Genomic DNA, 23,517 nt, shown 5'->3' on the forward strand with positions numbered 1-23,517 from the left:
CTTCCTTCTAAGTATTTTAAAGCCGTCGGATAACTTTCCTTCGGCTTTTTTTATGTCAATCAACAATCATCAAACTATTATGAAAAAAACGCTCTTCTTAGGAATGGTTGCGGCTTTTGTTGCGCTCCAATCCTGTAAAAAAACAACTGAAAAACAAGATTTTGCTGTAAGTGAGCAAACCGATCCAAATGGGTTTTCTTATACAACCGTTAGTAATGATCCTACCGGAACCCGTATTTACAAATTAGAAAACGGCTTAACCGTTTATTTAAGCCAGAACAAGGCCGAACCAAAAATTCAAACATTTGTACCAGTAAGGGCGGGGTCGGTTTATGATCCTGTAGATAATACGGGCTTGGCACATTACTTAGAACATATGATGTTCAAGGGAACATCTAAATTTGGAACTTCGGATTGGAAAACGGAAAAAGTTTTATTGGATTCTATTTCTAATTTATACGAATTGCATAAAGCGGAAAAAGATGAAGAAAAGAAAAAGGAAATTTACAAGCAAATAGATAAAGTTTCCTACGAAGCTTCTACCGTATCAATTGCTAACGAATACGATAAAATGGTGGCTTCTTACGGAGCACAAGGCACCAATGCTTGGACGTGGCATGAAGAAACCGTGTATACGAATAAAATACCTTCTAATGCGCTAGAAAAATGGTTGTTGTTAGAAAGTGAACGCTTTGGCGAATTGGTTTTACGCATATTCCATACCGAATTAGAAGCGGTTTATGAAGAGTTTAATCGTAGTCAGGATAACGATTTTAGAAGGTCTAGCTTTGCAATGAACGACGCGCTTTTTCCTAAACATCCATACGGGCAACAAACCACTATTGGTACCTCGGAGCATTTGAAAAATCCATCTATGGTTGCAATTCGAGATTACTTCAACACTTACTACGTTCCTAATAACATGGCGGTTATTTTGGTGGGCGATTTGAATTTTGACAATACTATAAAAATGGTAAATGACACCTTCGGTAAAATGGAGTACAAAGAGGTTAACCATCCTGAACGACCTACGGAAGCCCCCTTGACTACTGTTGTTAAAAGAGAGGTTTATGGACCAGAAAGTGAACGTGTAAATATTGCCTTTAGAACACCAGCTATGGGAACGGAAGATGAAATTAAAATCATGATGATTGATATGATTTTAAGTAATTCTACCGCAGGTTTAATGGATTTAAACTTAAATAAGGCACAAAAAGTTCAACAGTCCGGTAGTTATACACAATTTTTGAATGATTATGGAATGCACGTTTTCTATGGCAACCCTAAGTCTGGACAAACACTGGAAGAAGTAGAAGATTTGATTCTATCCCAATTAGAAGAAATAAAGAAGGGAAATTTTGACGATTGGTTAACAGATGCTGTTGTAAATGACCTTAAACTTAGGAAAATGAGAGACTTTGAGGAAGCATCTAATGTTGCTTATGAACTGGTTCAGTCTTTTGTACATTTTCAGGATTGGGAAGATAGGCTTGCTCTTTTGGATAAAATGAAAAAAGTTACTAAGGAAGAATTGGTAGCTTATGCTAATGATTTTTATAAGGACAATTATGTGGTGGTTTATAAAAGACAAGGAGAACCTTCAAATGTGGTAAAAGTAGAAAACCCTGGTATAACTCCAGTTGAATTGAACAGAGGTAAGAAATCAGACTTCTTTGTGCAATTAGAAAGTATACAAATGCCCAATTTGGAACCAGTTTTTATCGATTATGAAAAAGCCATAGCTAAAAACGAGGTTAACAACGTACCTCTTTCTTATGTTTCTAATGAAAGGAATGATTTAATGGAACTCAATATCATTTTTGATATGGGTAGTGAACATGATAAAAAATTGCCTATAGCGTTAAACTATTTAGAATATTTGGGAACAGATGAATTATCTGCAGAAGAGATTAGTAAAGAATTTTACAAACTTGGCGTAGATTACGGAGTTCGTACTAGGGGAGAGCAAACGGTTATTTACCTTAATGGATTAAGGGAAAATTTGGGCAAGGGCTTGCAATTACTAGAAGATTTATGGTCCAATGCAGTACCGGATCAAAACGCATACGATAAATATGTCCTGAAAATTGCAAAAGGCAGAGAAGATACTAAATCTAATAAAGGAGCCATTTTATGGAACGGATTGTTCAATTATGGCCAATATGGTGAAGACTCGCCAACAAGGGATATTTTTACCATTGCAGAGTTGAAGCAAATGAATCCGCAGGAATTGGTAGACATCATAAAAGGTCTCAAGGATTATAAGCATCGTTTTTTCTATTATGGAAAAGATTTGGCAGAGGCAGAAGCTGCAATACAAGAAAACCATACGGTCAATGAATTAAAAGATTACCCTGCTAAGAAAGAATATACTAAGGTTGCTACTGGAGATAATGTTTTCTTTACCAATTACGATATGGTACAAGCAGAAATGGTCTTCTTGGGAAAAGGAGACGCATTTAATGCGGACCAAATGGCAAAAGCACAAGTTTTTAATTCTTATTTTGGTTCGGGTTTATCTTCTATTGTATTTCAAGAAATTAGGGAGTCGCAATCCTTGGCTTATTCTGCTTTTGCGGCCCATAGCTTGGCTTCTAAAAAAGGAGAACCCAATTATACGTATGCCTATATTGGCACACAGGCCAACAAGTTAAACCAGGCAGTAGATGCTATGTTAGATTTAATGACAGAGATGCCCGAAGTGCAAGCAAATTTTGATGCCGCAAAGGAAGCAACTTTAAATAAAATGGCCGCAGAAAGAGTATTGGATAAAGATATTTTTTGGAATTATGAAAGGTTGAAGAAACGTGGGATTACAGAAAATAACGCTAAAGCCATTTATGATGAAGTACAGCAAATGGAACTTAAAGATTTATCTACATTTTTCACCGATAATATTGCAAAAACAGATTACAATATTCTTGTTGTAGGCAATAAGAAAGATTTGGATGTCAAAGCATTAGAAAAGTTAGGCAAGGTAAAAGAATTAGATGTAGATTATTTATTCAATTTTGAAACGCCACCTCCAATAAAAAACTAAATTATATTTCTTTAAAACCCTGTTTTTTAACAGGGTTTTTAATTGATATATTTGTCCACCAACAAAAATCATATAAAATGAAATTACTTCAAGATAAAAATGTAATTATTACCGGAGCCAGTAGGGGTATTGGTAAGGGTATTGCTGAAGTTTTTGCCAATCATGGGGCCAATGTAGCATTTACTTATAGTTCTAGTGAGGCACCTGCCTTGGAACTAGAAAAGGAACTAACCGCCTTGGGTGTTAAGGCGAAAGCTTATAAAAGCAACGCGGCAGATTTTGCAGAAGCAGAAAAATTGGTAGCAGATGTTTTGGCAGATTTTGGTGGTATAGATGTATTAATCAATAACGCTGGTATTACCAAAGATAATTTGTTAATGCGTATGGGAGAAGAGGATTTTGACAAGGTTATAGAAGTAAACCTTAAATCTGTCTTTAACATGACCAAAGCGGTACAACGTACTTTTCTTAAGCAGCGTAAGGGCTCTATTATAAACATGAGTAGTGTTGTTGGTGTTAAGGGTAATGCGGGACAAACCAATTATGCTGCATCCAAAGCAGGGATGATAGGTTTTACTAAATCCGTAGCATTGGAATTGGGTTCTAGAAACATACGTTGCAACGCTATTGCTCCAGGTTTTATAGAAACAGAAATGACGGATAAATTAGACGAAAAAACGGTACAAAGTTGGCGAGACGGTATACCATTAAAAAGAGGTGGTTCTCCTGACGATGTTGCCAATGCATGCCTGTTTTTTGCCTCAGACCTTTCTGCTTATGTTACAGGTCAAGTATTAAATGTTGATGGTGGTATGCTAACCTAAAATAGCTAAAGCATGAATAGTTCTACCGTATTGCTTATAATTTTAGCCAGTTTTTTGGCTTTTGCAATCGCGGTGTTTCAATATCGGTATAAGGAAAAACGGTCTAGATGGAAAAATATCTTGGCCGTTTTACGTTTTATAAGTTTATTAGCCGTCTTTATACTATTATTAAATCCAAAATTTAATAGTACAACCAATACTATTATAAAACCTAATCTTTTTCTATTAGTAGATAATTCTGCCTCTGTAAAGCCTAATCAACAAGAGGTGTTAAAGGCTTATAATGATTTATACAAAGATGAAAAATTAGAAAAGCGTTTTAAGGTAAAATCTTTCACTTATGGTGCTAAGCTTAAAGAACTTGATTCTATTAGCTTTTTAGACGAAACTACTGATATAGCTAGTGCTTTAAAGGATATTGAACAGATTTATACAACTGAGAATAATAAAATTGTATTAATAGGTGATGGCATACAGAATATAGGTGAAGAATATCAATATTTAGAATTAGGTGAGAATTTCAGTTTAGATGCTATTGCTATTGGAGATACCACCCAATATGACGATTTAAGAGTAACTTCCTTGTTTGCCAATGACTATTCCTTTGTTGGTAATCAATTTCCTGTAGAAGCTAATATTGGTTACACGGGGAAACAACCAATTAATGCGGTAATTCGTGTAACTATAAACGATAAAGAGGTTACTAAACAAAATATCACATTAGATAAGAATAAGAATACAGCGAACTTTAGCACCAATTTAAAGGCATCTAGCGCTGGAATTAAAAATATTGTAGTGACCATCTCTTCTTCTTTAAACGAGAAGAATCTTACAAATAACTCTTTAGAAACGGCTGTAGAAGTTATAGATGAACGTACCAAGGTTGGAATCATATCAGATTACAAACATCCAGATTTGGGTACACTAAAGACAAGTATAGAGGCCAATAAGCAAAGAGAAGTCTTGTTTTTAGATAAGCCGTATACGGAAGAAAAGCTTGCGGATATAGATTTATTCATTTTTTATCAAATAGGAGTTGATCATAAGCGTGTTGTAGAATATGCTAAGTCTAAAAATGTGGGTAGTTTTTTCATTTTTGGTGCAAATACAGACTGGAATGGAGTAAATAAATTAAACTTGGGCTTTGAGAAAGAAGATTTAGGTCAAAAGGAGACAATTTTTGCTTCGGATAACAAAGGGTTCTCACTTTTTGATGTGTCTGATTTCACTCCTAACAATTTTCCTCCTTTATCAGGTGAACTTGGAGATATTTTAATAACCAATCCGCATGAAACATTGTATTATCAAAATATCAGGGGAGTTGATTTAAAAGACCCATTGCTAACTTTTTTTACAGGGGAACAAAAAGTAGCGGTTTTGTTTGCATCGGATATTTGGAAATGGCGTATGCAAACCTTTAGAAACGAGAACGACTTTACATCCTTTGATAACTTCATGGGGAAAATAGCGTTTTATCTTTCTTCTAGCCAACAAAAAAATAGGCTCCAATTAAATTATGATAAAGTTTTTCCCACCCCTAAACAAGCACTGATTTCTGCTACGTTTTATGACAAAACGTATCGCTTTGACGAAAAAGCGCAACTAGAAATTACGGTGAAAAATACAGCGGATGATTTTAGTCAAAAAATTCCTTTTGTGCTAAAAAATTCGAGTTACCATGTGGACTTAAGTAATCTGCAAGCTGGTGATTATACGTTTACCGTCAAAGAAAAAAAAGAGGGGATATCAACTTCTGGATCGTTTAAGATTTCCTTGTTTAGTTTAGAAGCACAAGCCAACACTACGGATGTAAGTAGGTTAACACAAATTGCAAGCAATAATAATGGAAAAGTCTATTATCCAAATCAAATTGCAAACCTAAAAGAACAACTTTTAGAAGATGATAGCTTTAAACCAATTCAGAGAAGCACTAAAAATGTGGTACCTTTAATAGGTTTTAAATGGCTGCTGGTTGTATTATGTATAACCTTGGCAGCAGAATGGTTTATTAGAAAATACAACGGATTACTTTAATATTTTAATTATGGATAAATTACCCAAAATTGCCTTACCTGTGGTATTCGCAATTATTTTGTTAATCATATTAATATCAAAATCTGCCATTACCATTGGATCGGGAGAGGCGGGTGTGCTCTATCAAACCTTTGGAGGTGGTGTAGTAACAGAAAAACCGCCTTTAGGAGAAGGGTTTCATTTGGTAGCTCCTTGGAACAAGGTTTATGTTTATGAAGTAAGAAGACAAGAGATTTTTGAAAAAATGAAAGTACTTTCTTCTAACGGATTAGATATTCAGTTAGATGCTTCTGCTTGGTACAAGCCAGATATTGTTAACTTAGGTAAATTACACCAAGAAATTGGCGAAGATTACTTGCAACGAATTATTTTACCCACCATACGCTCTGCGGCAAGAAGTGTTGTAGGACGCTATACACCAGAACAATTGTATTCTAGTAAGCGGGATGCCATACAACGTGAAATTTTTGAGGAAACTAAAAAAATTGTGGACAAGCAATTTATAGTGCTAGATGAAATTTTGGTACGTGATGTTACCTTGCCACCAACAATAAAAGACGCAATAGAACGTAAATTAAAGCAAGAGCAAGAATCTTTAGAGTACGAGTTTAGATTGGTAACTGCGGAAAAGGAAGCTGAACGTCAACGTATAGAAGCGCAAGGTAAAGCGGATGCCAATAAAATTTTAAGCGCTTCTTTAACAGATAAGATTCTACAGGATAAAGGAATTGAAGCGACATTGGAATTAGCTAAAAGCCCTAATTCTAAAGTGGTAGTGGTAGGATCTGGAGATGACGGGTTGCCATTAATTTTAGGAAATAACTAAAAATTTCTTTTTTGTAAAAGATTTTCGTTTTACTTTTGAACCATTATGAAAAGAAATCATGTACATCATCATACTTTTACAATCGCTCAAGCGAGGTAACTGTATTTTGTGTATATCAAAATAATTAAAAACCCGTTTGAGCATTCAAACGGGTTTTTTTATGCCTATAACTGAAAAAGAAAAGTAGAACCAGCGAAAAGCGAAACACGTAAACCTAAAAAATGAAACTAAGAATTGCTATTCAAAAAAGCGGCCGTTTAAATGAAGATTCCTTGGATATCTTAAAGAATTGCGGCGTGTCTATAGATAACGGTAAAGACCAATTAAAGGCTTCTGCCCGTAATTTTCCTATGGAAGTTTTTTACCTACGTAACGGAGATATTCCGCAGTACCTTAAAGATGGTGTAGTAGATATTGCCATAATTGGAGAAAATGTGCTGTTTGAAAAGGGAGAAGGCATTACTGTTGCAGAAAAGCTTGGTTTTTCTAAATGTAAAGTGAGTATGGCCATTCCTAAAGGAAAACAGTACTCTTCCTTTAAAGATTTTGAGGGAAAACGTATTGCAACTTCATACCCAAATACCGTAAACAAATTTTTAGAGCAAAATGGTATTAATGCAGATATACATTTAATTAACGGTTCTGTAGAAATTGCACCTAATATTGGTCTTGCAGATGCTATTTGTGATATAGTTTCCAGTGGTAGTACGCTGTTCAAGAATAATCTTAAAGAGGTAGAAGTACTGTTAAAGAGTGAGGCGGTTCTGGCGGTATCTCCTAAGATTGATGACGAACGTAAAGTTATTTTAGACAAATTATTATTCCGTATTCAATCGGTTCTAAAAGCAAGACAAAGCAAATATGTTTTAATGAATGTACCTAATGAAAATTTAGATACCATTCTTACAATTTTACCCGGAATGCGTAGCCCTACGGTTTTACCTTTGGCAGAAGAGGGTTGGAGCTCTGTACATACGGTGATTAACAAAGATACTTTTTGGGAAGTTATAGACGAGTTAAAACAGGCTGGTGCAGAAGGTATTTTGGTTTGCCCAATAGAAAAAATGGTGCTTTAAGATGAAAAGTTATACAAATCCGCCTAAAAGTGAATGGCCTACCATTTTAGCAAGGCCTACACAATCTTACGAAGCTTTAGAACCTATTGTAAAGGAGGTTTTTGATGCGGTACAGGCGCAAGGAGATAAGGCATTAAAAGCCTATACCGAAAAATTTGATGGCGCCAAACTTGACAACTTATTGGTATCAGAAGAAGAGATTAATGAGGGTGTATCTTTAGTTTCAACAACATTGCAAGAGGCTATTAAAGTTGCCAAAGCTAATATTGAAGCTTTTCACCAAGCGCAGAAAACAGAACGAGTAGCGGTTACTACCATGCCTGGCGTAGACTGTTGGCAAGAAAAACGAGCTATACAAAAAGTTGGTCTTTACATTCCTGGTGGCACAGCACCTTTGTTTTCTACCATTTTAATGCTGGCCCTACCTGCAAAAATTGCAGGTTGCCAAGAAATTGTACTATGCAGTCCGCCTAACAAAGAAGGAAAATTGAATCCTGCTATTTTATTTGCTGCACAATTATGCGGGGTTACCAAAATTGTAAAGGTAGGTGGTATACAAGCTATTGGTGCAATGACCTTTGGTACGGAGAGTGTACCTCAGGTGTATAAAATATTTGGCCCTGGTAATCAATATGTAACTACTGCCAAACAAATGGCAACCAAATTTGGAGTAAGTATAGATATGCCGGCAGGTCCTAGTGAGTTGTTAGTTGTAGCAGATGACACCGCAAATGCTGATTTTGTAGCTTCAGATTTGTTGAGTCAGGCAGAACATGGCGTGGATAGTCAGGTAGTTTTAGTAACCACTTCAGAAGCCTTTGCATCTAAAGTGACTGGGGCATTAGAAAAACAATTGGCCGTTTTACCAAGAAAAGAGATTGCAGCCCAAGCTATTGAAAATAGCAAGTTAATTATCGTGAATGATGACGAGACGGCTCTTGCTATTATTAACCAATATGCACCAGAACACTACATTGTATGTGTGGAAAATGAAGATTTCTATATAAACAATACGTATAATGCTGGTTCGGTTTTTATAGGGAATTATACGCCAGAAAGTGCGGGAGATTATGCCTCTGGTACCAACCATACCTTACCAACAAACGGTTATGCTAAGCAGTATAGTGGGGTTAATCTTGACAGTTTTACCAAGAGTATGACGTTTCAACGTTTGAGCAAAGAGGGTATAAAAAAACTAGGAAAAAGTATAGAATTAATGGCAGAAGCAGAAGGGTTACAAGCGCACAAAAATGCGGTTACCTTGCGCCTTAAAGCCTTGGAGGATTAGTAATGAATACACTATTTAATTTGGACATGTTGGTTCGTGAAAACGTTAAGGCGTTAAAACCTTATTCATCTGCTAGAGACGAGTATGTGTCCTCTGGAGAACAGATGGTTTTTTTAGATGCGAATGAAAATCCGTTTGAAAATGGTTTAAATCGATACCCAGACCCACATCAGCGTAATTTAAAGCAACTGATTTCTGAGGTAAAACAAGTAGAAGCCAGTCAGATTTTAGTAGGTAATGGTAGCGATGAAGTACTCGATTTAATTTTTAGGGCGTTCTGTGAACCAGGTAAAGACAATATTATAAGCTTACCACCTACGTACGGTATGTACAAGGTACTATCTGGCATCAATAATATAGAAAATAGGGAAGTTCTGCTAACAGATAAATTTCAGCCTAATGTTGATGAGATTCTAGCAGCCACCGATGAAAATACGAAGCTGTTGTTCTTATGCACACCAAACAATCCTACAGGGAATAGTTTTGATTTTGAAGCGGTAGAACGCTTGTTGTTTGAGTTTCCGGGATTAGTAGTAGTAGATGAGGCCTATATCGATTTTGCAACAAATGGAAGTTGGAGTTTTCGTTTAAACGATTTTCCTAACCTTATTGTAACACAGACACTTTCTAAAGCTTTTGCTATGGCGGGTATTCGTTTGGGATTGTGTTTTGCTTCAGAAGATATCATAGCGGTTTTAAAGAAAATTAAACCGCCCTACAACGTAAACGAACTTACACAACAAAAGGCATTTGAAGCCCTAGAAAATTATACAACGGTAAAAGAGCAAGTGCAAACATTACTACAAGAACGTAAGCGATTATCAGAAGCCATTGCTACAATTTCATATATAGAAACAATTTTTGATAGCGACGCTAATTTTATTCTAATCAAGGTTGATGATGCCGATAGGCGATACAACCAATTGTTAGAAAAAGGCATCGTAATACGAAACAGAAGTACCCAACCGCTGTGCGAGAATACGCTTAGACTAACCGTTGGTACGACAGAAGAGAACAACAAACTAATTTCAACCTTAAAAGCCCTCTAAATGGCTAAAAAAGTATTATTTATAGACCGTGATGGCACCATCATCAAAGAAACTGTTGATGAGCAAATAGATGCCTTTGAAAAAATGATTTTCTATCCAAAAGCATTTACTTATTTGGGTAAAATTGCTAAGGAGCTAGATTATAGCTTGGTAATGATAACCAATCAAGATGGTTTGGGTACCGAGGCATTTCCAGAAGATACCTTTTGGCCGGTACACAACTTTATTATTACCGCTTTTGAGAATGAGGGTGTTCATTTTGATGCGGTTTATATAGATAGAACTTTTCCACACGAAAATGCCGATACACGTAAACCAGGTACTGGGATGTTAACGGAATACTTTTCGGATGCATACGACTTAGAAAATTCGTTTGTAATTGGCGATAGACTAACCGATGTAGAGCTGGCTAAAAATTTAGGTGCAAAAGGGATTTTCATTAATGATAATACCAATTTGGGTACTGGAGAAATTACAGTTGAACGTAAAGATTTGGACGATTATATTGCTCTAGAAAGTAATGATTGGCAAGCCATTTACGAATTTTTAAAGGTGCAGGATAGAGTTGCGGAAATTAAAAGAGAAACCAAGGAAACTAAAATTCACATCATAGTAAATTTAGATGGTACTGGTAAAGCCAATATTGATACGGGTTTAAAGTTTTTTGACCATATGTTGGACCAAATTGCGCGCCATGGTCAAATGGATTTAGATATTAAGGTAGATGGCGATTTAGAGGTAGATGAACACCATACTATTGAAGATACCGGAATAGCCTTAGGTGAAGTTTTCCATAAAGCGTTAGGCAACAAGTTGGGCATAGAACGCTACGGATTTTGTTTGCCAATGGACGACTGTTTGGCTTCTGCTGCCATAGATTTTGGTGGAAGAAATTGGTTGGTTTGGGAAGCCGATTTTAAACGTGAAAAGGTAGGTGATATGCCTACAGAAATGTTCCATCATTTCTTTAAATCGTTTACGGACGGGGCTAAGGCCAATTTAAATATTAAGGCAGAGGGCACTAACGAGCACCACAAAATAGAGGCAATTTTTAAAGCGTTGGCAAAGGCGATAAAAATGGCGGTAAAACAAGACAAAGAAAAAATGATTTTACCATCTACAAAAGGAATGTTATGAGTTTGGTAATTATAGACTATGGAGCAGGTAATATACAGAGCATAAAATTTGCCTTTCAACGTTTGGGAGTAGAAGCTGTGCTAAGTAATGACCCTGAAGTTATTCGTAATGCGGAAAAAGTAATTTTCCCAGGGGTAGGGGAAGCAAGCTCTGCTATGCATAAGCTAAAAGAAAGTGGTTTAGACTACATCATTCCTACGCTAAAACAACCAGTTTTGGGAATTTGCCTGGGTATGCAGCTCATGTGTAATGTTTCTGAAGAAGGCAATACAAAAGGTTTAGGCATATTTGATGTGGATGTTGTTAAGTTTGAGACTAGTGTAAAAGTGCCCCAGATTGGTTGGAATAAGATTGAAAACTTACAATCTCCCTTGTTTAAAAATTTGGAGAACGATTTTATATATCTGGTCCATAGTTTTTATGCTCCAAAATGCGAAGCCACTATTGCAACAAGTACGTACGGACTTGAATACAGTGCTGCTTTGGCAAAAGACAATTTTTACGGTGTACAGTTTCACCCAGAAAAGTCGGGCGAATATGGTGCTCAGATACTTAAAAACTTCTTGAGTTTGTAATTATGATTGGTTACACCATTTCCAAGGACAAAAGCTTGTTGCAGTTTGATAAAATTCATAAAGCGATTAAAACATCGTATTGGGGTGGTTATAGAACCGAACAGCAAACTAAAACTACCATTGAAAACACGATTTGTTTTGGTGTTTACAATGATGCTATGGAACAGGTAGGCTTTGCGAGAGTACTAACGGACCAAGTTGTTTTTGCTTATATCATGGACGTTATCATATTTAACGATTACCAAGGCAAAGGATTGGGTAAATGGCTTGTAGCCCATATTTTGGAAGATGCTTGTATCAACAATGTGTTGACTATCAGTTTAAAAACAAGAGATGCGCATAAACTGTATGAAAAATATGGTTTTAAATGTGTGGGCAATTCAGAATTATGGATGTCAATAGATAAGGCAAAATTAGATTAGCTGTTTTACTTAATACCTAAGGCTCAGTACTTAAAACTATAAAAAATGAGAATAATCCCAGCAATAGATATTATAGGCGGTAAATGTGTTCGTTTGTCTAAGGGCGATTACGATACCAAAAAAATATACAATGAGAATCCGTTAGAAGTAGCTAAAGAGTTTCAAGACCATGGTATAGAGTACCTGCATCTGGTAGACTTAGACGGTGCAAAGTCCAAACACATTGTAAATCATAAGGTTTTGGAGCAAATTGCTACAAAAACAGATTTGAAAATTGATTTTGGAGGCGGATTAAAAACGGATGATGATTTACGTATTGCCTTTGAAAGTGGTGCAAATCAAATTACTGGTGGTAGTATTGCCGTGAAAGACCCAGATACTTTTTTAGGGTGGATAAAACAACACGGTAGCGACAAAATTATTCTTGGCGCGGATGCCAATAACGAAAAAATAGCAGTCTCGGGATGGCAAGAAGAATCAGACCAAGAATTAATTCCCTTTATAAAAGAGTATCAAGCCAAAGGCATTTCTTATGTTATTTGCACAGATATTTCTAAAGATGGCATGTTGCAAGGGCCAGCATTCAATTTGTATCAGAAAATATTAAAAGAAACAAAAACGGTTACTACAGAAATTACGGGTAGTGGTGTGCAAGATATTGAGCATCAAATAAAATTGATTGCCAGTGGTGGTATTTCTACTTTTGATGAACTTCCCAAACTAAACGAAATAGGATGTGAGGGAGTAATTATTGGTAAGGCCATTTATGAAAATAGAATAAGTTTAAAGCAATTGGAAGGATATATTCTTTCGTTGTAATTACGTTGAAAAAGATATGCTTACAAAAAGAATAATACCCTGTTTAGATATAAAAGACGGCAGAACCGTAAAAGGCGTCAATTTTGTGGATTTACGTGATGCTGGCGACCCCGTAGAATTAGCCCAACGTTATGCAGATGAAGGTGCAGATGAACTCGTTTTCTTAGATATTTCTGCCACTGAGCAAAAGCGTAAAACACTTGCGGAGTTGGTGTATCACGTTGCAGAAAAATTAAATATTCCATTCACTGTAGGTGGCGGAATTTCTTCTGTGGAAGATGTAGATATCTTACTTAAAAACGGAGCTGATAAAGTTTCTATCAATTCATCAGCGGTTAAGAATCCAGATTTAATCAATGAGTTGGTGGCCAAATTTGGTTCGCAATGTATTGTTGTGGCTATAGATGCCCGTAAAACTACTGATGGCTGGAAAGTGCATTTGGTAGGCGGTAAAGTACCTACGGAATTGGATTTGTTTGACTGGGCTAAAGAAGTAGAGCAGCGTGGTGCTGGTGAAATTCTATTTACCTCTATGGACCATGATGGTACCAAAAATGGTTTTGCAGATGCAGAATTGGCTAAACTTTCTAGTTTGGTAAATATTCCTATAATCGCTTCTGGTGGAGCGGGAGCAATGTCCCATTTTACGGATACCTTTAAAAAAGGTAAGGCAGATGCTGCTTTAGCGGCTAGTGTATTTCATTTTAAAGAAATAGCCATTCCAGATTTAAAACAACAGCTAAAAGAAAAAGGAATTCCAGTACGTATTTGATTATTAGGATATTGTTCAAATTAAAAAAGTTTAAAAACAACAAGAGAATACAACATAATGAAAATCGATTTTTCAAAAGATAAAGATGGTTTAGTACCCGCAATAATTCAAGATGCACGTACCAAAAATGTGTTGATGTTAGGGTACATGAATCAAGAAGCATTTGATAAAACCCAAGACACAGGTAAAGTCACTTTTTTTAGTCGTTCTAAAAATAGATTATGGACCAAGGGTGAGGAAAGTGGTAACTTTTTAGAATTGGTTTCTATGAAGGTAGATTGCGATAACGACACTTTATTGGTACAAGTAAAACCAGCAGGGCCTACTTGTCACACGGGTACAGATACCTGTTGGAATGAAGAAAACGCGCCGAATTTTAGCTTTTTATCGGAGTTGGAAAGGGTAATTACTTCCCGCAAAGAAAATAAGGAAGATGAAAAAAGCTATGTAGCATCACTCTTTAGAAAAGGTATTAATAAAATAGCTCAAAAAGTAGGGGAAGAGGCTGTAGAAACGGTTATTGAAGCAAAAGACGATAATGAAGAATTGTTTTTAAATGAGAGTGCTGATTTACTTTTTCATTATTTAATCTTATTGCAAGCTAAAGGGTATACCTTGAAGGATATAGAAAAGGTATTGATAGAAAGACATTAAATTACCACCATACCACAAACAATTTAAATAATTCTCCCTCGATTGTCCGTACCCATACCATTGGCGCTTGTTGTTTAAGATGTCTAAGATTGATGTCTAGCAAAGTGTTGTAAAAATTGTTCCACGAAACTTGATGGTGTGGTAATAAGGGCCATTCCGTTTTAGTTGGAATATAAAATTGATAGTTTTTAAAAGGTTTTGAATTGAACTGGTCAAAATGTAGCCAATAACCAGAATGACAAGCAGTATTTAAGGGTCGTATGGCCAAACTTTCTTCCTTAAAAGGGGTATAAAGTTGTGCTTTAAAACAACATTGTTGTTCAATTTCTAAGGGATTTAGCGCTAGTACATCCCATTTATGTTTAAGACTGGAATGGTGTAGAAGCGGAAATTGCCTTTCTTTTAGCTTATCTAACTTGGTATAAAACATATCCCGCTTATTAGGCCCCATAAGGCGGTGCACGGGTTCTGATATAGCCTTATTTATAATGTAGAATTTGTAGGCCAGTTCTACATGTACATAGGTATTAGTCACCTTGTTTTTTAGAATAAAATCCAACTCGCCCAAACGTACTTTACCTTCATCTATTAAGATATTAGAAAAGACAACCTCATGTGTCTCAGATATTTCAATTAGATGTCTAAACACGTATTCCATTTGGTGGCCTAAACGGAGTTTTTGTGGAATAGCTATGTTATCTACAGCATTTGCATCAACAGATGGAAATTCAAATTGCCGCAATCCAAATTGTTCATTGGTCCAAAGTGGCGCAGTCTGGTAAAATGCTTCTATAAGTGCTTTCATCCTTAAACAAACTTACGGAAAGCGTTAAGTTTTTATAAAAAATAACGACAACTAAGCATTATACAGTAATTTTAAGGTATGGCTATGATAACAAGAAAAGGATTCCTTTTTACCACGTACAGTGCGCCAGACCAGAGTCCGTTTGAAAAATTATTTGATATTTTTCAGGAGTTAATCACACATACTTCGGGTGATTTTGATGAGGCCATAGATTGGCTTCGTCAGTTAGATGAAGAATATCAATTAACTACTCCAGATTACACTATAGATGATTTTATAGAAGACCTTAAACGTAAAGGTTACATTCGTGAAGAGTTTGAACAAGGTGATGGAACGGCAGGTGAAGGTGAGGAAGGGCAAGATGGTAACGGTGGTGGAACTATAAATATCACCGCTAAATTAGAACGTATGCTACGGCAACGTGCGTTAGACCAAATCTTTGGAAAAATAAAGCGTAGTGGTTCTGGTAATCATAAGACCGGAAAATTAGGAAAAGGAGATGAACACTCGGGCGATTTTAGAGAATACCGCTACGGAGATGGCCTAGAGCATATTTCTATGACAGAGAGTTTACGCAATGCCCAAATAAACCATGGCATAGGTAACTTTATGTTAGATGAAAATGATTTGGTGGTAGAAGATACGGAGCACAAAGCACAAATGAGCACCGTACTTATGATAGATATTAGTCACTCAATGATATTGTACGGAGAAGACCGTATAACGCCAGCTAAAAAAGTGGCCATGGCGCTGGCAGAATTGATTACCACCAGATACCCAAAAGACACGCTAGATATATTGGTTTTTGGTAATGATGCTTGGCCAATCCCCATTAAAGATTTACCCTATTTAAAAGTAGGGCCGTACCATACCAACACGGTAGCAGGGCTACAATTGGCAATGGATATGTTGCGTAGAAAGCGTAATACCAACAAACAGATTTTTATGATTACCGATGGTAAACCTAGCTGTTTGCGTTTGCCCAATGGCGATTATTATAAAAACAGTGTGGGACTAGATGAATATATTGTGGAAAAATGCTACAATATGGCCGCACAGGCTAGAAAACTGCACATCCCCATTACTACGTTTATGATTGCCCAAGACCCCTACTTAATGCAGTTTGTGCGAGAATTTACAGCAACCAATAAGGGAAAAGCATTTTACACAGGCCTTAAAGGTCTTGGTGAAATGATTTTTGAAGATTACGAAAACAATAGAAGAAAAAGAATTAAATAAAAGCTTTTAGTTTAGAGAGCTATGCAACTCTACTTAGTTAGAGTTAATAAAAAAAAGTATATGAAAATAGAGAACATAAAAACGTTTGGTGCACTAAAAAAGGCGGGTTACACCTCAAAATCTGTTAAAGACGAATTAAGGGATAATCTTATTGGCAAAATTAAAAATAGCGAAACTGTATTTGAAGGTATTTGGGGCTATGAAGATTCTGTAATACCTGAACTAGAGCGTGCCATTTTATCCAAACACAACATTAACCTACTAGGTTTAAGAGGGCAAGCAAAAACACGTTTAGCCAGGCAAATGCTAAACCTGTTGGATGATTTTATTCCTTATGTAGCAGGTTCTGAAATTCATGACGACCCATTTAATCCATTATCCCGATTTGCAAAAGAACTTATAGCAGAAAAAGGGGACGAAACACCTATTTCTTGGTTACCAAAAGAGGACCGCTTTTTTGAAAAATTGGCTACGCCAGATGTAACGGTGGCCGATTTAATAGGAGACGTAGACCCTATAAAAGCGGCGAACCTAAAATTGAGTTACGCAGACGATAGGGTTATCCATTTTGGGATGATACCACGTGCGAATCGTTGTATTTTTGTGATTAACGAATTACCAGATTTACAGGCTAGAATACAGGTTTCCTTGTTCAATATTTTACAAGAGGGCGATATTCAAATACGTGGTTTTAAGTTGCGCTTACCATTAGATATTCAATTTGTGTTTACAGCAAATCCAGAAGATTACACCAATAGAGGTAGTATTGTAACGCCGCTGAAAGATAGGATTGGTTCTCAAATTTTAACGCATTACCCAGAAGAATTAGAAATTGCTAAGAAAATTACGCAGCAAGAAGTAAGCGCGTTACTTTCTGAAAATAAAGAAATCTATGTACCAGAACTAGCTAAAGATGTTTTGGAACAGATAAGCTTTGAAGCGCGTGATAGTGAATATGTAGATGCTAAGAGTGGAGTTAGTGCTCGTATGAGTATTACTGCTTATGAAAACTTATTGAGCACTGCAAAAAGAAGAATGCTAATAAATGGTGATACGGAAACTCAAGTACGTTTAACCGATTTTATGGGTATTATTCCCGCTATTACAGGAAAGATAGAATTGGTTTATGAGGGCGAACAAGAAGGTGCTGCCTTTGTTGCCGAAGCATTGATAGAAGAGGCTATTAAGACAATTTTTCCTAAGTACTTCCCAGAAATTAGTAAACTAGAACGTAAGGGTGAGCCAACGGCCTATGATGATATTATAAGTTGGTTTTTTGACCAAGACGGATTTGAATTGTTAGATGCCGATAGCGATAAGGAATATCAGCATAAATTAAATGCAATTGCTCCTTTAAACCATTTGGCTCGGGAATATGGGGATGAAATTACCCAACAAGATCAGTATTTTTTAAAGGAATTATTACTTTGGGGATTGGTAGCTTATAAAAAATTAAGCAAACAACGTATCAATAAGGGATTGCAATTCAATGACTTGTACGGAAACTACATTAGTGGATTGTAATTATTTTCTATGTTATTAAACTTTTTAAGAATATTTTTAGATTTATAACGTTATGCATAAGGGTTAGTAAATTATTAACCTATCAATTAACTTTTATTTATCTAAAAACATGAGAAAACCCCTTTTAATGCTTGGTGCGGTTGCAGTTTTAGCTTCCTGTACAAAAACAGAAATTGAAGAGAAAATTGTAGAAGTTCCGGTAGAGGTTCCTGTAGAAGTTCCGGTTTACATAGAACCTGAAACAGTTAGTCTAAGTAGTACTGCAACCATGACTACAGAAGCAGACGCGGAAGTGATTACCATTACAGCAACCATTCCAAATGCTGTTGAAGGAACTGCTGAAATCAATCTTAATTTTAATGGATCGGCTACTTTAGGAGAAGATTATACGGTTAGCAGTGAATCTATTTCTATAGCCGCAGGTTCAACTACAGGTACTATTGAATTATCTATTGTATCGGATGCTGAATTTGAATCTGGTGTAGAGAATATAATCATAAGTATGGCAGATTTGTCAAGTTCTGTAAGTCCATCATCTTCTAGTGCAGTCCAAATTGATGTAACCGATGGCGCTGCCATAATCGCCTTTGAATCTAACGCGGTTACTCAAGAGGAATACGATTACAGTGAATTTCGCGCAATTCTAAGCAAGCCAATACATGAGGATATAGTTGTTTATTTTGAATCTAGTTCTTCTAATAATAGTTATGGTATTTACGGAGGAACAACGCTCAGGACAATCATTCCTGCGGGTGAAACAGAAGTAAATATAGCCATTGATTTAAATGATGGTGTTTTTACTCCTGCGGAAAATTTAGAAGCTACTTTAATAATTGATTCCGTTTTAAATGACGATGTTGTAATAGGCACTAATAATGAAATTGATATAACCTTGGAAGAAGCAAATATTGGATTTGAAATAACTGCAACTTGGGATTCTGGAGATCAGTTTGATATGGATATCGTGGATCAATCAAATAACGGTATTTATTCTTCGTCCTCAGGTGTTGGTGGTTTTGAAGACATTTTTATTGCAGAAGGAAACTTAGCTGATGGTTCCTACGTAATTGAACTAGACGCTTATAGCTTTAACGGTACGGAGCCAGAAGTTGTAACATTTGAATTTTTGGACGATTCAGGTAATACATACGGAGGTCCATATACATTTACAGCTAACACACTGCCAACAAGTGGTCAAATACCAGTATTCAATCTAGAGGTAACAGGCGGTGTTTATACCGTAACACAAATCGCTACTTCCAATTAAAACAAAACATAATTAATTTTAGTTAAAAGCCCTTTCTTTCCGAAAGGGCTTTTTTTATTTACTTTGTTTTATTACATTTTTTAATATGGCTAAGAAAAAGAAAATCATTCCAAAATTCTCTAGATCCAAATCAAAATTAGGTAAGGCACCAGGTCATATTTCGTATGTAGGCACAAAAGAAAAAGCTCCTTCGCACTTACAGCTTATCACCTATAATGAGAATGATTTTCAACAGAGAGAAGTTCCCTACATTAAACTACCCATAAAGAACGAACTGGAAACTTCCATGCTAAATGTGGTAGGTATTTCAGATGAAGACGCCATAAATAGTATTGGTAATCACTATAACTTAAATAATCTTCTACTAGAAGATGTAATGGATACTTTACAAAGACCAAAAGTAGATGAATATGAAGATCATCTTTTTGGTGTTTTTAAAATGTTATACCTAGATACAAACAAACAAATTAAAATAGAGCATGTTAGCTTTATATTGTTGGACAAACAGGTGCTTATTTTTCAGGAAACAGATGAGGACGTTTTTAATGGTGTTCGTGAAAGGATTATTAACAAATACGGCCGTATCAGGAGTAGGGGGGCAGACTATTTATTTTTTGCACTGTTAGATGCTATAGTGGATAATTATTATGTAGCGCTGGACGATGTTAAAGATGAACTGGAAAATTTGGAAGAGGAAGTTTATGAAAATCCAACCAAAGAAACCGCTAGAAAAATACAAACATTAAAAAAAGAAATACTCCGCATTCGTAAATGGGTGTTTCCTGTAAAAGAAATAGTAAATAGATTATTGACCACAGAGCACCAACTAATCCAAGAAGACACTAAACTATTTTTGCGAGACACTTTTGACCATTGCACAGAAATCAATGAAGATATAGTTCTTTACCGTGAAATGGTTACCAGTCTTATGGAAATGTATATGACCAACATGAGTAATAAAATGAACGAGGTTATGAAAGTATTAACCGTAATCGCTTCTATTTTTATTCCGCTTACTTTTATAGCTGGTATCTACGGGATGAATTTTACTAATATGCCTGAATTAAATAGTCCTTATGGTTATCCCTTGGTGTGGGCGTCTTTTTTTATAATCGGGCTTGGTTTGTTAATATACTTTAAAAAGAAGGGTTGGCTTTAACACTTCTTATGTTAACACTTTCCTTATTGGGTTAAAGCCCGTTAAATCACTTGACAAAAGTACTACACGCCATATATTGATAGTGTTGGTTTGTTATTCGCAAACAGGCAATTAGCTAAAGTGGCTTTTATAAAGCGTTAAAAATCTTCACTACCAACATTACTAAATGTTGAATCTTAAAATATTAAAAATGAATTATTTAAATCTAGACGAAGAGAAAGTCTTGCCCGTAGTAATAGAGTTAAATACTCTATTGGCAGACTACCAATTGTACTATCAGAAATTAAGAAACTACCATTGGAACATTGTAGGTCGCAATTTTTTTGATTTGCACGAAAAGTTCGAAGAATTATATTCTGACGCTCGAGTAAAAATAGATGAAATTGCAGAACGTGTGCTTACGCTACGTTATCATCCAATGAGTAACTTGTCTTCTTATTTGGAAACTTCTAGTATAGAAGAGACTACAAAAATATTGGATGATAATCAAATGGTAGAAGACCTATTGAAAGCGCATGCAATCCTAATAAAACAAATGGGAAATGTAGTAGCCGAAGCGGACAAAATAGAAGATGAGGGTACTATTGATTTGATAGGAGCTTACATTAGGGAATTAGAAAAAAGCAGTTGGATGTTAGATGCTTGGACAAAATCTACTTCTGATACGTTAAAACGAAGTGTGCCAGCATAAAAAAATAGCCAACATAATTATTAATCTAAAAAAAATTGAAATGAAAAATTTAAGAAATATACTATTAGCAACTTCTTTATTCGCAGTAACGGCAATGTCTGCCCAAGAAAACTGGCAAGAAAAAGGTAGAGATGAGATTAAAAACGAAACAACTACCAAAACGCTAAGTTTTTATGAAAATGGAAAGAAAGTAAAAAATTCCGTTATGATTAACACAATGGTGGATGCGGAAGTAAAAACAGACCCAAAAGATAAGGGCCAGGTAAATGAGGATAGAATCTTTCCACCGGTTAAAGTAACAAAAACGGTGAAAATTGACAGAGATGCCGATGACGATATAGACGAGGTTATTAAATTTAGTTACATGACTAAAGAAAAGACAGATTTTGCCCTTGTAAGTAACGGTGATGATGTTATGATTGCCGTTGAAGATGGAAATAACCTAAAAGTATTAGAGGAGCAAAATTTTAAAATGAAAAGTCAAAACGAGATGAACACAACCTACGTTTACACCAACAAAAAAGGTGAAGAAATAGAATTTGTTGTAGAAAACTTGAAAGATGCTAACATGAGTAAATAATTTATGTAAGCAGAACTTAATTTAATAAAAAACAGGGCTTTTGCCCTGTTTTTTATTTGTATATGTTGGAAGATAAATACCTATCTCCACGATCACAAACAATGGAAACTATCGTTCCGAATTCAATTTTTTCTGCAATCCGTTGGGCAATTACAGCGGCACCACCACTGCTCATACCGGCAAAGATTCCTTCTTCTTTAGCCAGTCTTTTCGTCATTTCCACAGCTTCATCTTCAGAAACATATAAAATTTCATCAACTTTACTGTCGTCATAAATACTTGGAACGTATTCAGTAGACCACTTACGTATACCAGGAATTTTTGCTCCTTCTTTTGGTTGTACCCCAATTATTTTTATGTCTGAATTTTGTTCTTTTAAAAACGTAGAAGTTCCTGTTATGGTGCCCGTTGTTCCCATGCTAGATACAAAATGGGTGACTTGTCCTTTTGTATCTCGCCATATTTCTGGCCCTGTAGTTTTATAATGTGCCTGCCAATTATCCGTATTGCCAAATTGGTCTAACATTACATAGCCTTCCTTGGTAACTTTATCCAAAACATAATCCCTTGCACCTTCAATTCCAATATCTGCAGGGGTAAGTGTAACCTTTGCCCCATAGGCCTCCATAGTCTTAACTCGTTCTACAGTAGAATTTTCTGGCATTACCAGTTCAATATTCAATCCAAAAATACCCGCAACCATGGCCAAACCTATTCCCGTATTGCCACTAGTGGCCTCTATTAATTTAGTATTGCCATCAAAATCGCCACGCTGCAATCCACTCTTAATCATATTTAAAGCCGGCCTATCTTTTACACTACCACCAGGATTTTGACCCTCTAGTTTAAAAAGTAAGTTTACGTTTGGATTAGGATTTATTTTTTTTGCGCTTATGAGTGGGGTATTACCAATTAGTTCTAAAATATGTTTAGACATGATTCTTAGTAGGTTTTATTTTAATTGTAGGCGAATGAAAAACGGTAGAGTCTGCAGGTACGGATTGTGTTATCCAAGCGTTACCGCCAATAATGGAATTTTCTCCAACAATAGTATCACCACCTAAGATGGTAGCATTCGCATAAATAGTTACATTACTTTCAATTGTGGGGTGCCTTTTAATTTTTTGCAAATCTTTGGCAACATATAAACCGCCTAAAGTTACCCCTTGGTATATTTTTACGTTGTTTTTAATTACCGCCGTTTCGCCTATTACTACTCCTGTTCCGTGATCAATATGAAAAGAGTCGCCAATTTGAGCTCCAGGATTAATATCTACTCCGGTTTGTCTATGAGCATACTCGGTCATTAATCTTGGCACTAACGGAAAACCCTCTGCATACAACTCGTGGGATAGTCTGTAAATAGCAATAGCATAAAACCCTGGATAGGCCATATACACTTCTTCTATAGACAAAGATGCTGGATCACAATTTAAAGTAGCTTGTGCATCCATATTTAATCTTTCTAATATAGTAGGTAATTTTTGAACATAACGATCCCAAACTTTGCTACATGGCTTATCCGCATCCCAACAAGCCAAATCAACTAAAACCTCAAATTGTTGCTCCAATTTATCTAGGTTTTCTAATAAAGGTGTGTTGGAATCGAACAAAGTATAAAACAAGGTGTTTGTAAAGGCTTCCGTGGTTGTTTTAAGCCTAAAATCCAAACAAGGCTGATTTTTATGTGCTTTTATCTGTTCAATTATCTTTTGCTTATCCATAAGCATTTTCTT

22 protein-coding genes are annotated in these 23,517 nt (G+C 35.9%); 19 read left to right on the plus strand and 3 right to left on the minus strand.

The genetic code is table 11. The features are described from left to right. Nucleotides 1-79 precede the first annotated feature (79 nt). The 13 genes from ACXAGS_RS05210 (at nucleotide 80) to hisIE (ending at nucleotide 14,516) form a co-directional block, all read left to right on the plus strand. The gene (locus ACXAGS_RS05210; protein ID WP_474905143.1) at nucleotides 80-3,040 is read left to right on the plus strand and encodes a M16 family metallopeptidase; all 2,961 of its coding nucleotides are present in this window, start codon (nucleotides 80-82) and stop codon (nucleotides 3,038-3,040) included. Between the two features lie 77 nt (nucleotides 3,041-3,117). Continuing rightward, nucleotides 3,118-3,864 carry a 3-oxoacyl-[acyl-carrier-protein] reductase gene (gene fabG, locus ACXAGS_RS05215; RefSeq protein ID WP_474905145.1) on the plus strand — a complete coding sequence of 249 codons (747 nt, stop codon included), beginning with the start codon at nucleotides 3,118-3,120 and terminating at the stop codon, nucleotides 3,862-3,864. 12 nt (nucleotides 3,865-3,876) lie between these two features. Further along, on the plus strand, nucleotides 3,877-5,898 hold the full coding sequence (locus tag ACXAGS_RS05220; RefSeq protein ID WP_474905147.1) for a hypothetical protein: 2,022 nt from the start codon (nucleotides 3,877-3,879) through the stop codon (nucleotides 5,896-5,898). 10 nt (nucleotides 5,899-5,908) lie between these two features. Further along, the gene (locus ACXAGS_RS05225; RefSeq protein ID WP_010517060.1) at nucleotides 5,909-6,724 is read left to right on the plus strand and encodes a prohibitin family protein; all 816 of its coding nucleotides are present in this window, start codon (nucleotides 5,909-5,911) and stop codon (nucleotides 6,722-6,724) included. 221 nt (nucleotides 6,725-6,945) lie between these two features. Then, entirely contained in the window at nucleotides 6,946-7,800 is an 855-nt protein-coding gene (gene hisG, locus ACXAGS_RS05230) for an ATP phosphoribosyltransferase (protein ID WP_474905149.1), read from the plus strand. Between the two features lies 1 nt (nucleotide 7,801). Continuing rightward, complete coding sequence (gene hisD, locus ACXAGS_RS05235) at nucleotides 7,802-9,088, plus strand: histidinol dehydrogenase (RefSeq protein ID WP_474905151.1); 1,287 nt, start codon at nucleotides 7,802-7,804, stop codon at nucleotides 9,086-9,088. Nucleotides 9,089-9,090: 2 nt separating this feature from the next. Beyond that, on the plus strand, nucleotides 9,091-10,137 hold the full coding sequence (gene hisC / locus ACXAGS_RS05240; protein ID WP_474905153.1) for a histidinol-phosphate transaminase: 1,047 nt from the start codon (nucleotides 9,091-9,093) through the stop codon (nucleotides 10,135-10,137). Next, entirely contained in the window at nucleotides 10,138-11,274 is a 1,137-nt protein-coding gene (gene hisB, locus ACXAGS_RS05245; RefSeq protein ID WP_474905155.1) for a bifunctional histidinol-phosphatase/imidazoleglycerol-phosphate dehydratase HisB, read from the plus strand. After that, the gene (gene hisH / locus ACXAGS_RS05250) at nucleotides 11,271-11,849 is read left to right on the plus strand and encodes an imidazole glycerol phosphate synthase subunit HisH (protein ID WP_474905157.1); all 579 of its coding nucleotides are present in this window, start codon (nucleotides 11,271-11,273) and stop codon (nucleotides 11,847-11,849) included. The genes hisB and hisH overlap by 4 nt, the downstream gene beginning before the upstream one ends. A gap of 2 nt (nucleotides 11,850-11,851) precedes the next feature. Continuing rightward, nucleotides 11,852-12,271 carry a GNAT family N-acetyltransferase gene (locus ACXAGS_RS05255; RefSeq protein ID WP_474905159.1) on the plus strand — a complete coding sequence of 140 codons (420 nt, stop codon included), beginning with the start codon at nucleotides 11,852-11,854 and terminating at the stop codon, nucleotides 12,269-12,271. Nucleotides 12,272-12,316: 45 nt separating this feature from the next. Continuing rightward, entirely contained in the window at nucleotides 12,317-13,090 is a 774-nt protein-coding gene (locus ACXAGS_RS05260; RefSeq protein ID WP_474905161.1) for a 1-(5-phosphoribosyl)-5-[(5-phosphoribosylamino)methylideneamino]imidazole-4-carboxamide isomerase, read from the plus strand. A gap of 16 nt (nucleotides 13,091-13,106) precedes the next feature. Then, nucleotides 13,107-13,862 (plus strand): imidazole glycerol phosphate synthase subunit HisF, encoded by a 756-nt coding sequence (gene hisF, locus ACXAGS_RS05265; protein WP_474905162.1) that lies wholly within the window; start codon nucleotides 13,107-13,109, stop codon nucleotides 13,860-13,862. 57 nt (nucleotides 13,863-13,919) lie between these two features. Then, the gene (gene hisIE / locus ACXAGS_RS05270) at nucleotides 13,920-14,516 is read left to right on the plus strand and encodes a bifunctional phosphoribosyl-AMP cyclohydrolase/phosphoribosyl-ATP diphosphatase HisIE (RefSeq protein ID WP_474905164.1); all 597 of its coding nucleotides are present in this window, start codon (nucleotides 13,920-13,922) and stop codon (nucleotides 14,514-14,516) included. A 1-nt stretch (nucleotide 14,517) separates the two neighbouring features. Here the strand turns inward: hisIE and ACXAGS_RS05275 are convergent, their stop codons facing one another. Further along, nucleotides 14,518-15,321 carry a DUF1853 family protein gene (locus tag ACXAGS_RS05275; protein WP_474905166.1) on the minus strand — a complete coding sequence of 268 codons (804 nt, stop codon included), beginning with the start codon at nucleotides 15,319-15,321 and terminating at the stop codon, nucleotides 14,518-14,520. A 78-nt stretch (nucleotides 15,322-15,399) separates the two neighbouring features. Here ACXAGS_RS05275 and ACXAGS_RS05280 point away from each other — a divergent pair, with 78 nt between their 5' ends. From ACXAGS_RS05280 to ACXAGS_RS05305, 6 genes are all read left to right on the plus strand, one after another. Beyond that, nucleotides 15,400-16,560, plus strand: a complete 1,161-nt coding sequence (locus ACXAGS_RS05280; RefSeq protein ID WP_474905168.1) for a vWA domain-containing protein — start codon at nucleotides 15,400-15,402, stop codon at nucleotides 16,558-16,560. A gap of 60 nt (nucleotides 16,561-16,620) precedes the next feature. Then, the gene (locus tag ACXAGS_RS05285) at nucleotides 16,621-18,084 is read left to right on the plus strand and encodes a MoxR family ATPase (protein WP_474905170.1); all 1,464 of its coding nucleotides are present in this window, start codon (nucleotides 16,621-16,623) and stop codon (nucleotides 18,082-18,084) included. Between the two features lie 109 nt (nucleotides 18,085-18,193). Then, complete coding sequence (locus ACXAGS_RS05290) at nucleotides 18,194-19,351, plus strand: hypothetical protein (protein ID WP_474905172.1); 1,158 nt, start codon at nucleotides 18,194-18,196, stop codon at nucleotides 19,349-19,351. A gap of 85 nt (nucleotides 19,352-19,436) precedes the next feature. After that, nucleotides 19,437-20,510: a magnesium/cobalt transporter CorA gene (gene corA / locus ACXAGS_RS05295; protein ID WP_474905174.1), complete on the plus strand. Its 1,074-nt coding sequence runs from the start codon at nucleotides 19,437-19,439 to the stop codon at nucleotides 20,508-20,510. Between the two features lie 190 nt (nucleotides 20,511-20,700). Further along, nucleotides 20,701-21,201, plus strand: coding sequence for a Dps family protein (locus tag ACXAGS_RS05300; RefSeq protein ID WP_474905176.1), 501 nt, complete (start codon nucleotides 20,701-20,703; stop codon nucleotides 21,199-21,201). Between the two features lie 40 nt (nucleotides 21,202-21,241). Then, nucleotides 21,242-21,781: a hypothetical protein gene (locus ACXAGS_RS05305; protein WP_474905178.1), complete on the plus strand. Its 540-nt coding sequence runs from the start codon at nucleotides 21,242-21,244 to the stop codon at nucleotides 21,779-21,781. A gap of 52 nt (nucleotides 21,782-21,833) precedes the next feature. Here ACXAGS_RS05305 and cysM read toward each other — a convergent pair whose 3' ends face one another. Both cysM and epsC read right to left on the minus strand, forming a co-directional pair. Then, nucleotides 21,834-22,718 (minus strand): cysteine synthase CysM, encoded by an 885-nt coding sequence (cysM, locus tag ACXAGS_RS05310; protein ID WP_474905180.1) that lies wholly within the window; start codon nucleotides 22,716-22,718, stop codon nucleotides 21,834-21,836. Next, nucleotides 22,711-23,505: a serine O-acetyltransferase EpsC gene (gene epsC, locus ACXAGS_RS05315; protein ID WP_474905182.1), complete on the minus strand. Its 795-nt coding sequence runs from the start codon at nucleotides 23,503-23,505 to the stop codon at nucleotides 22,711-22,713. The genes cysM and epsC overlap by 8 nt, the downstream gene beginning before the upstream one ends. Between the last annotated feature and the right edge of the window lie 12 nt (nucleotides 23,506-23,517).

The organism is Croceivirga sp. ABH4_376 (assembly GCF_056160685.1).

What these genes read in the sequence shown, in the direction of transcription:
- hisG (WP_474905149.1), top strand. Translation starts at nt 6,946, where the DNA reads ATGAAACTAAGAATTGCTATTCAAAAAAGCGGCCGTTTAAATGAAGAT.
- fabG (WP_474905145.1), top strand. Translation starts at nt 3,118, where the DNA reads ATGAAATTACTTCAAGATAAAAATGTAATTATTACCGGAGCCAGTAGG.
- hisC (WP_474905153.1), top strand. Translation starts at nt 9,091, where the DNA reads ATGAATACACTATTTAATTTGGACATGTTGGTTCGTGAAAACGTTAAG.
- ACXAGS_RS05285 (WP_474905170.1), top strand. Translation starts at nt 16,621, where the DNA reads ATGAAAATAGAGAACATAAAAACGTTTGGTGCACTAAAAAAGGCGGGT.
- ACXAGS_RS05255 (WP_474905159.1), top strand. Translation starts at nt 11,852, where the DNA reads ATGATTGGTTACACCATTTCCAAGGACAAAAGCTTGTTGCAGTTTGAT.
- hisIE (WP_474905164.1), top strand. Translation starts at nt 13,920, where the DNA reads ATGAAAATCGATTTTTCAAAAGATAAAGATGGTTTAGTACCCGCAATA.
- ACXAGS_RS05220 (WP_474905147.1), top strand. Translation starts at nt 3,877, where the DNA reads ATGAATAGTTCTACCGTATTGCTTATAATTTTAGCCAGTTTTTTGGCT.
- hisF (WP_474905162.1), top strand. Translation starts at nt 13,107, where the DNA reads ATGCTTACAAAAAGAATAATACCCTGTTTAGATATAAAAGACGGCAGA.
- ACXAGS_RS05290 (WP_474905172.1), top strand. Translation starts at nt 18,194, where the DNA reads ATGAGAAAACCCCTTTTAATGCTTGGTGCGGTTGCAGTTTTAGCTTCC.
- hisD (WP_474905151.1), top strand. Translation starts at nt 7,802, where the DNA reads ATGAAAAGTTATACAAATCCGCCTAAAAGTGAATGGCCTACCATTTTA.
- ACXAGS_RS05305 (WP_474905178.1), top strand. Translation starts at nt 21,242, where the DNA reads ATGAAAAATTTAAGAAATATACTATTAGCAACTTCTTTATTCGCAGTA.
- ACXAGS_RS05300 (WP_474905176.1), top strand. Translation starts at nt 20,701, where the DNA reads ATGAATTATTTAAATCTAGACGAAGAGAAAGTCTTGCCCGTAGTAATA.
- epsC (WP_474905182.1), bottom strand. Translation starts at nt 23,505, where the DNA reads ATGGATAAGCAAAAGATAATTGAACAGATAAAAGCACATAAAAATCAG.
- corA (WP_474905174.1), top strand. Translation starts at nt 19,437, where the DNA reads ATGGCTAAGAAAAAGAAAATCATTCCAAAATTCTCTAGATCCAAATCA.
- ACXAGS_RS05260 (WP_474905161.1), top strand. Translation starts at nt 12,317, where the DNA reads ATGAGAATAATCCCAGCAATAGATATTATAGGCGGTAAATGTGTTCGT.
- ACXAGS_RS05275 (WP_474905166.1), bottom strand. Translation starts at nt 15,321, where the DNA reads ATGAAAGCACTTATAGAAGCATTTTACCAGACTGCGCCACTTTGGACC.
- hisH (WP_474905157.1), top strand. Translation starts at nt 11,271, where the DNA reads ATGAGTTTGGTAATTATAGACTATGGAGCAGGTAATATACAGAGCATA.
- ACXAGS_RS05280 (WP_474905168.1), top strand. Translation starts at nt 15,400, where the DNA reads ATGGCTATGATAACAAGAAAAGGATTCCTTTTTACCACGTACAGTGCG.
- ACXAGS_RS05210 (WP_474905143.1), top strand. Translation starts at nt 80, where the DNA reads ATGAAAAAAACGCTCTTCTTAGGAATGGTTGCGGCTTTTGTTGCGCTC.
- cysM (WP_474905180.1), bottom strand. Translation starts at nt 22,718, where the DNA reads ATGTCTAAACATATTTTAGAACTAATTGGTAATACCCCACTCATAAGC.
- ACXAGS_RS05225 (WP_010517060.1), top strand. Translation starts at nt 5,909, where the DNA reads ATGGATAAATTACCCAAAATTGCCTTACCTGTGGTATTCGCAATTATT.
- hisB (WP_474905155.1), top strand. Translation starts at nt 10,138, where the DNA reads ATGGCTAAAAAAGTATTATTTATAGACCGTGATGGCACCATCATCAAA.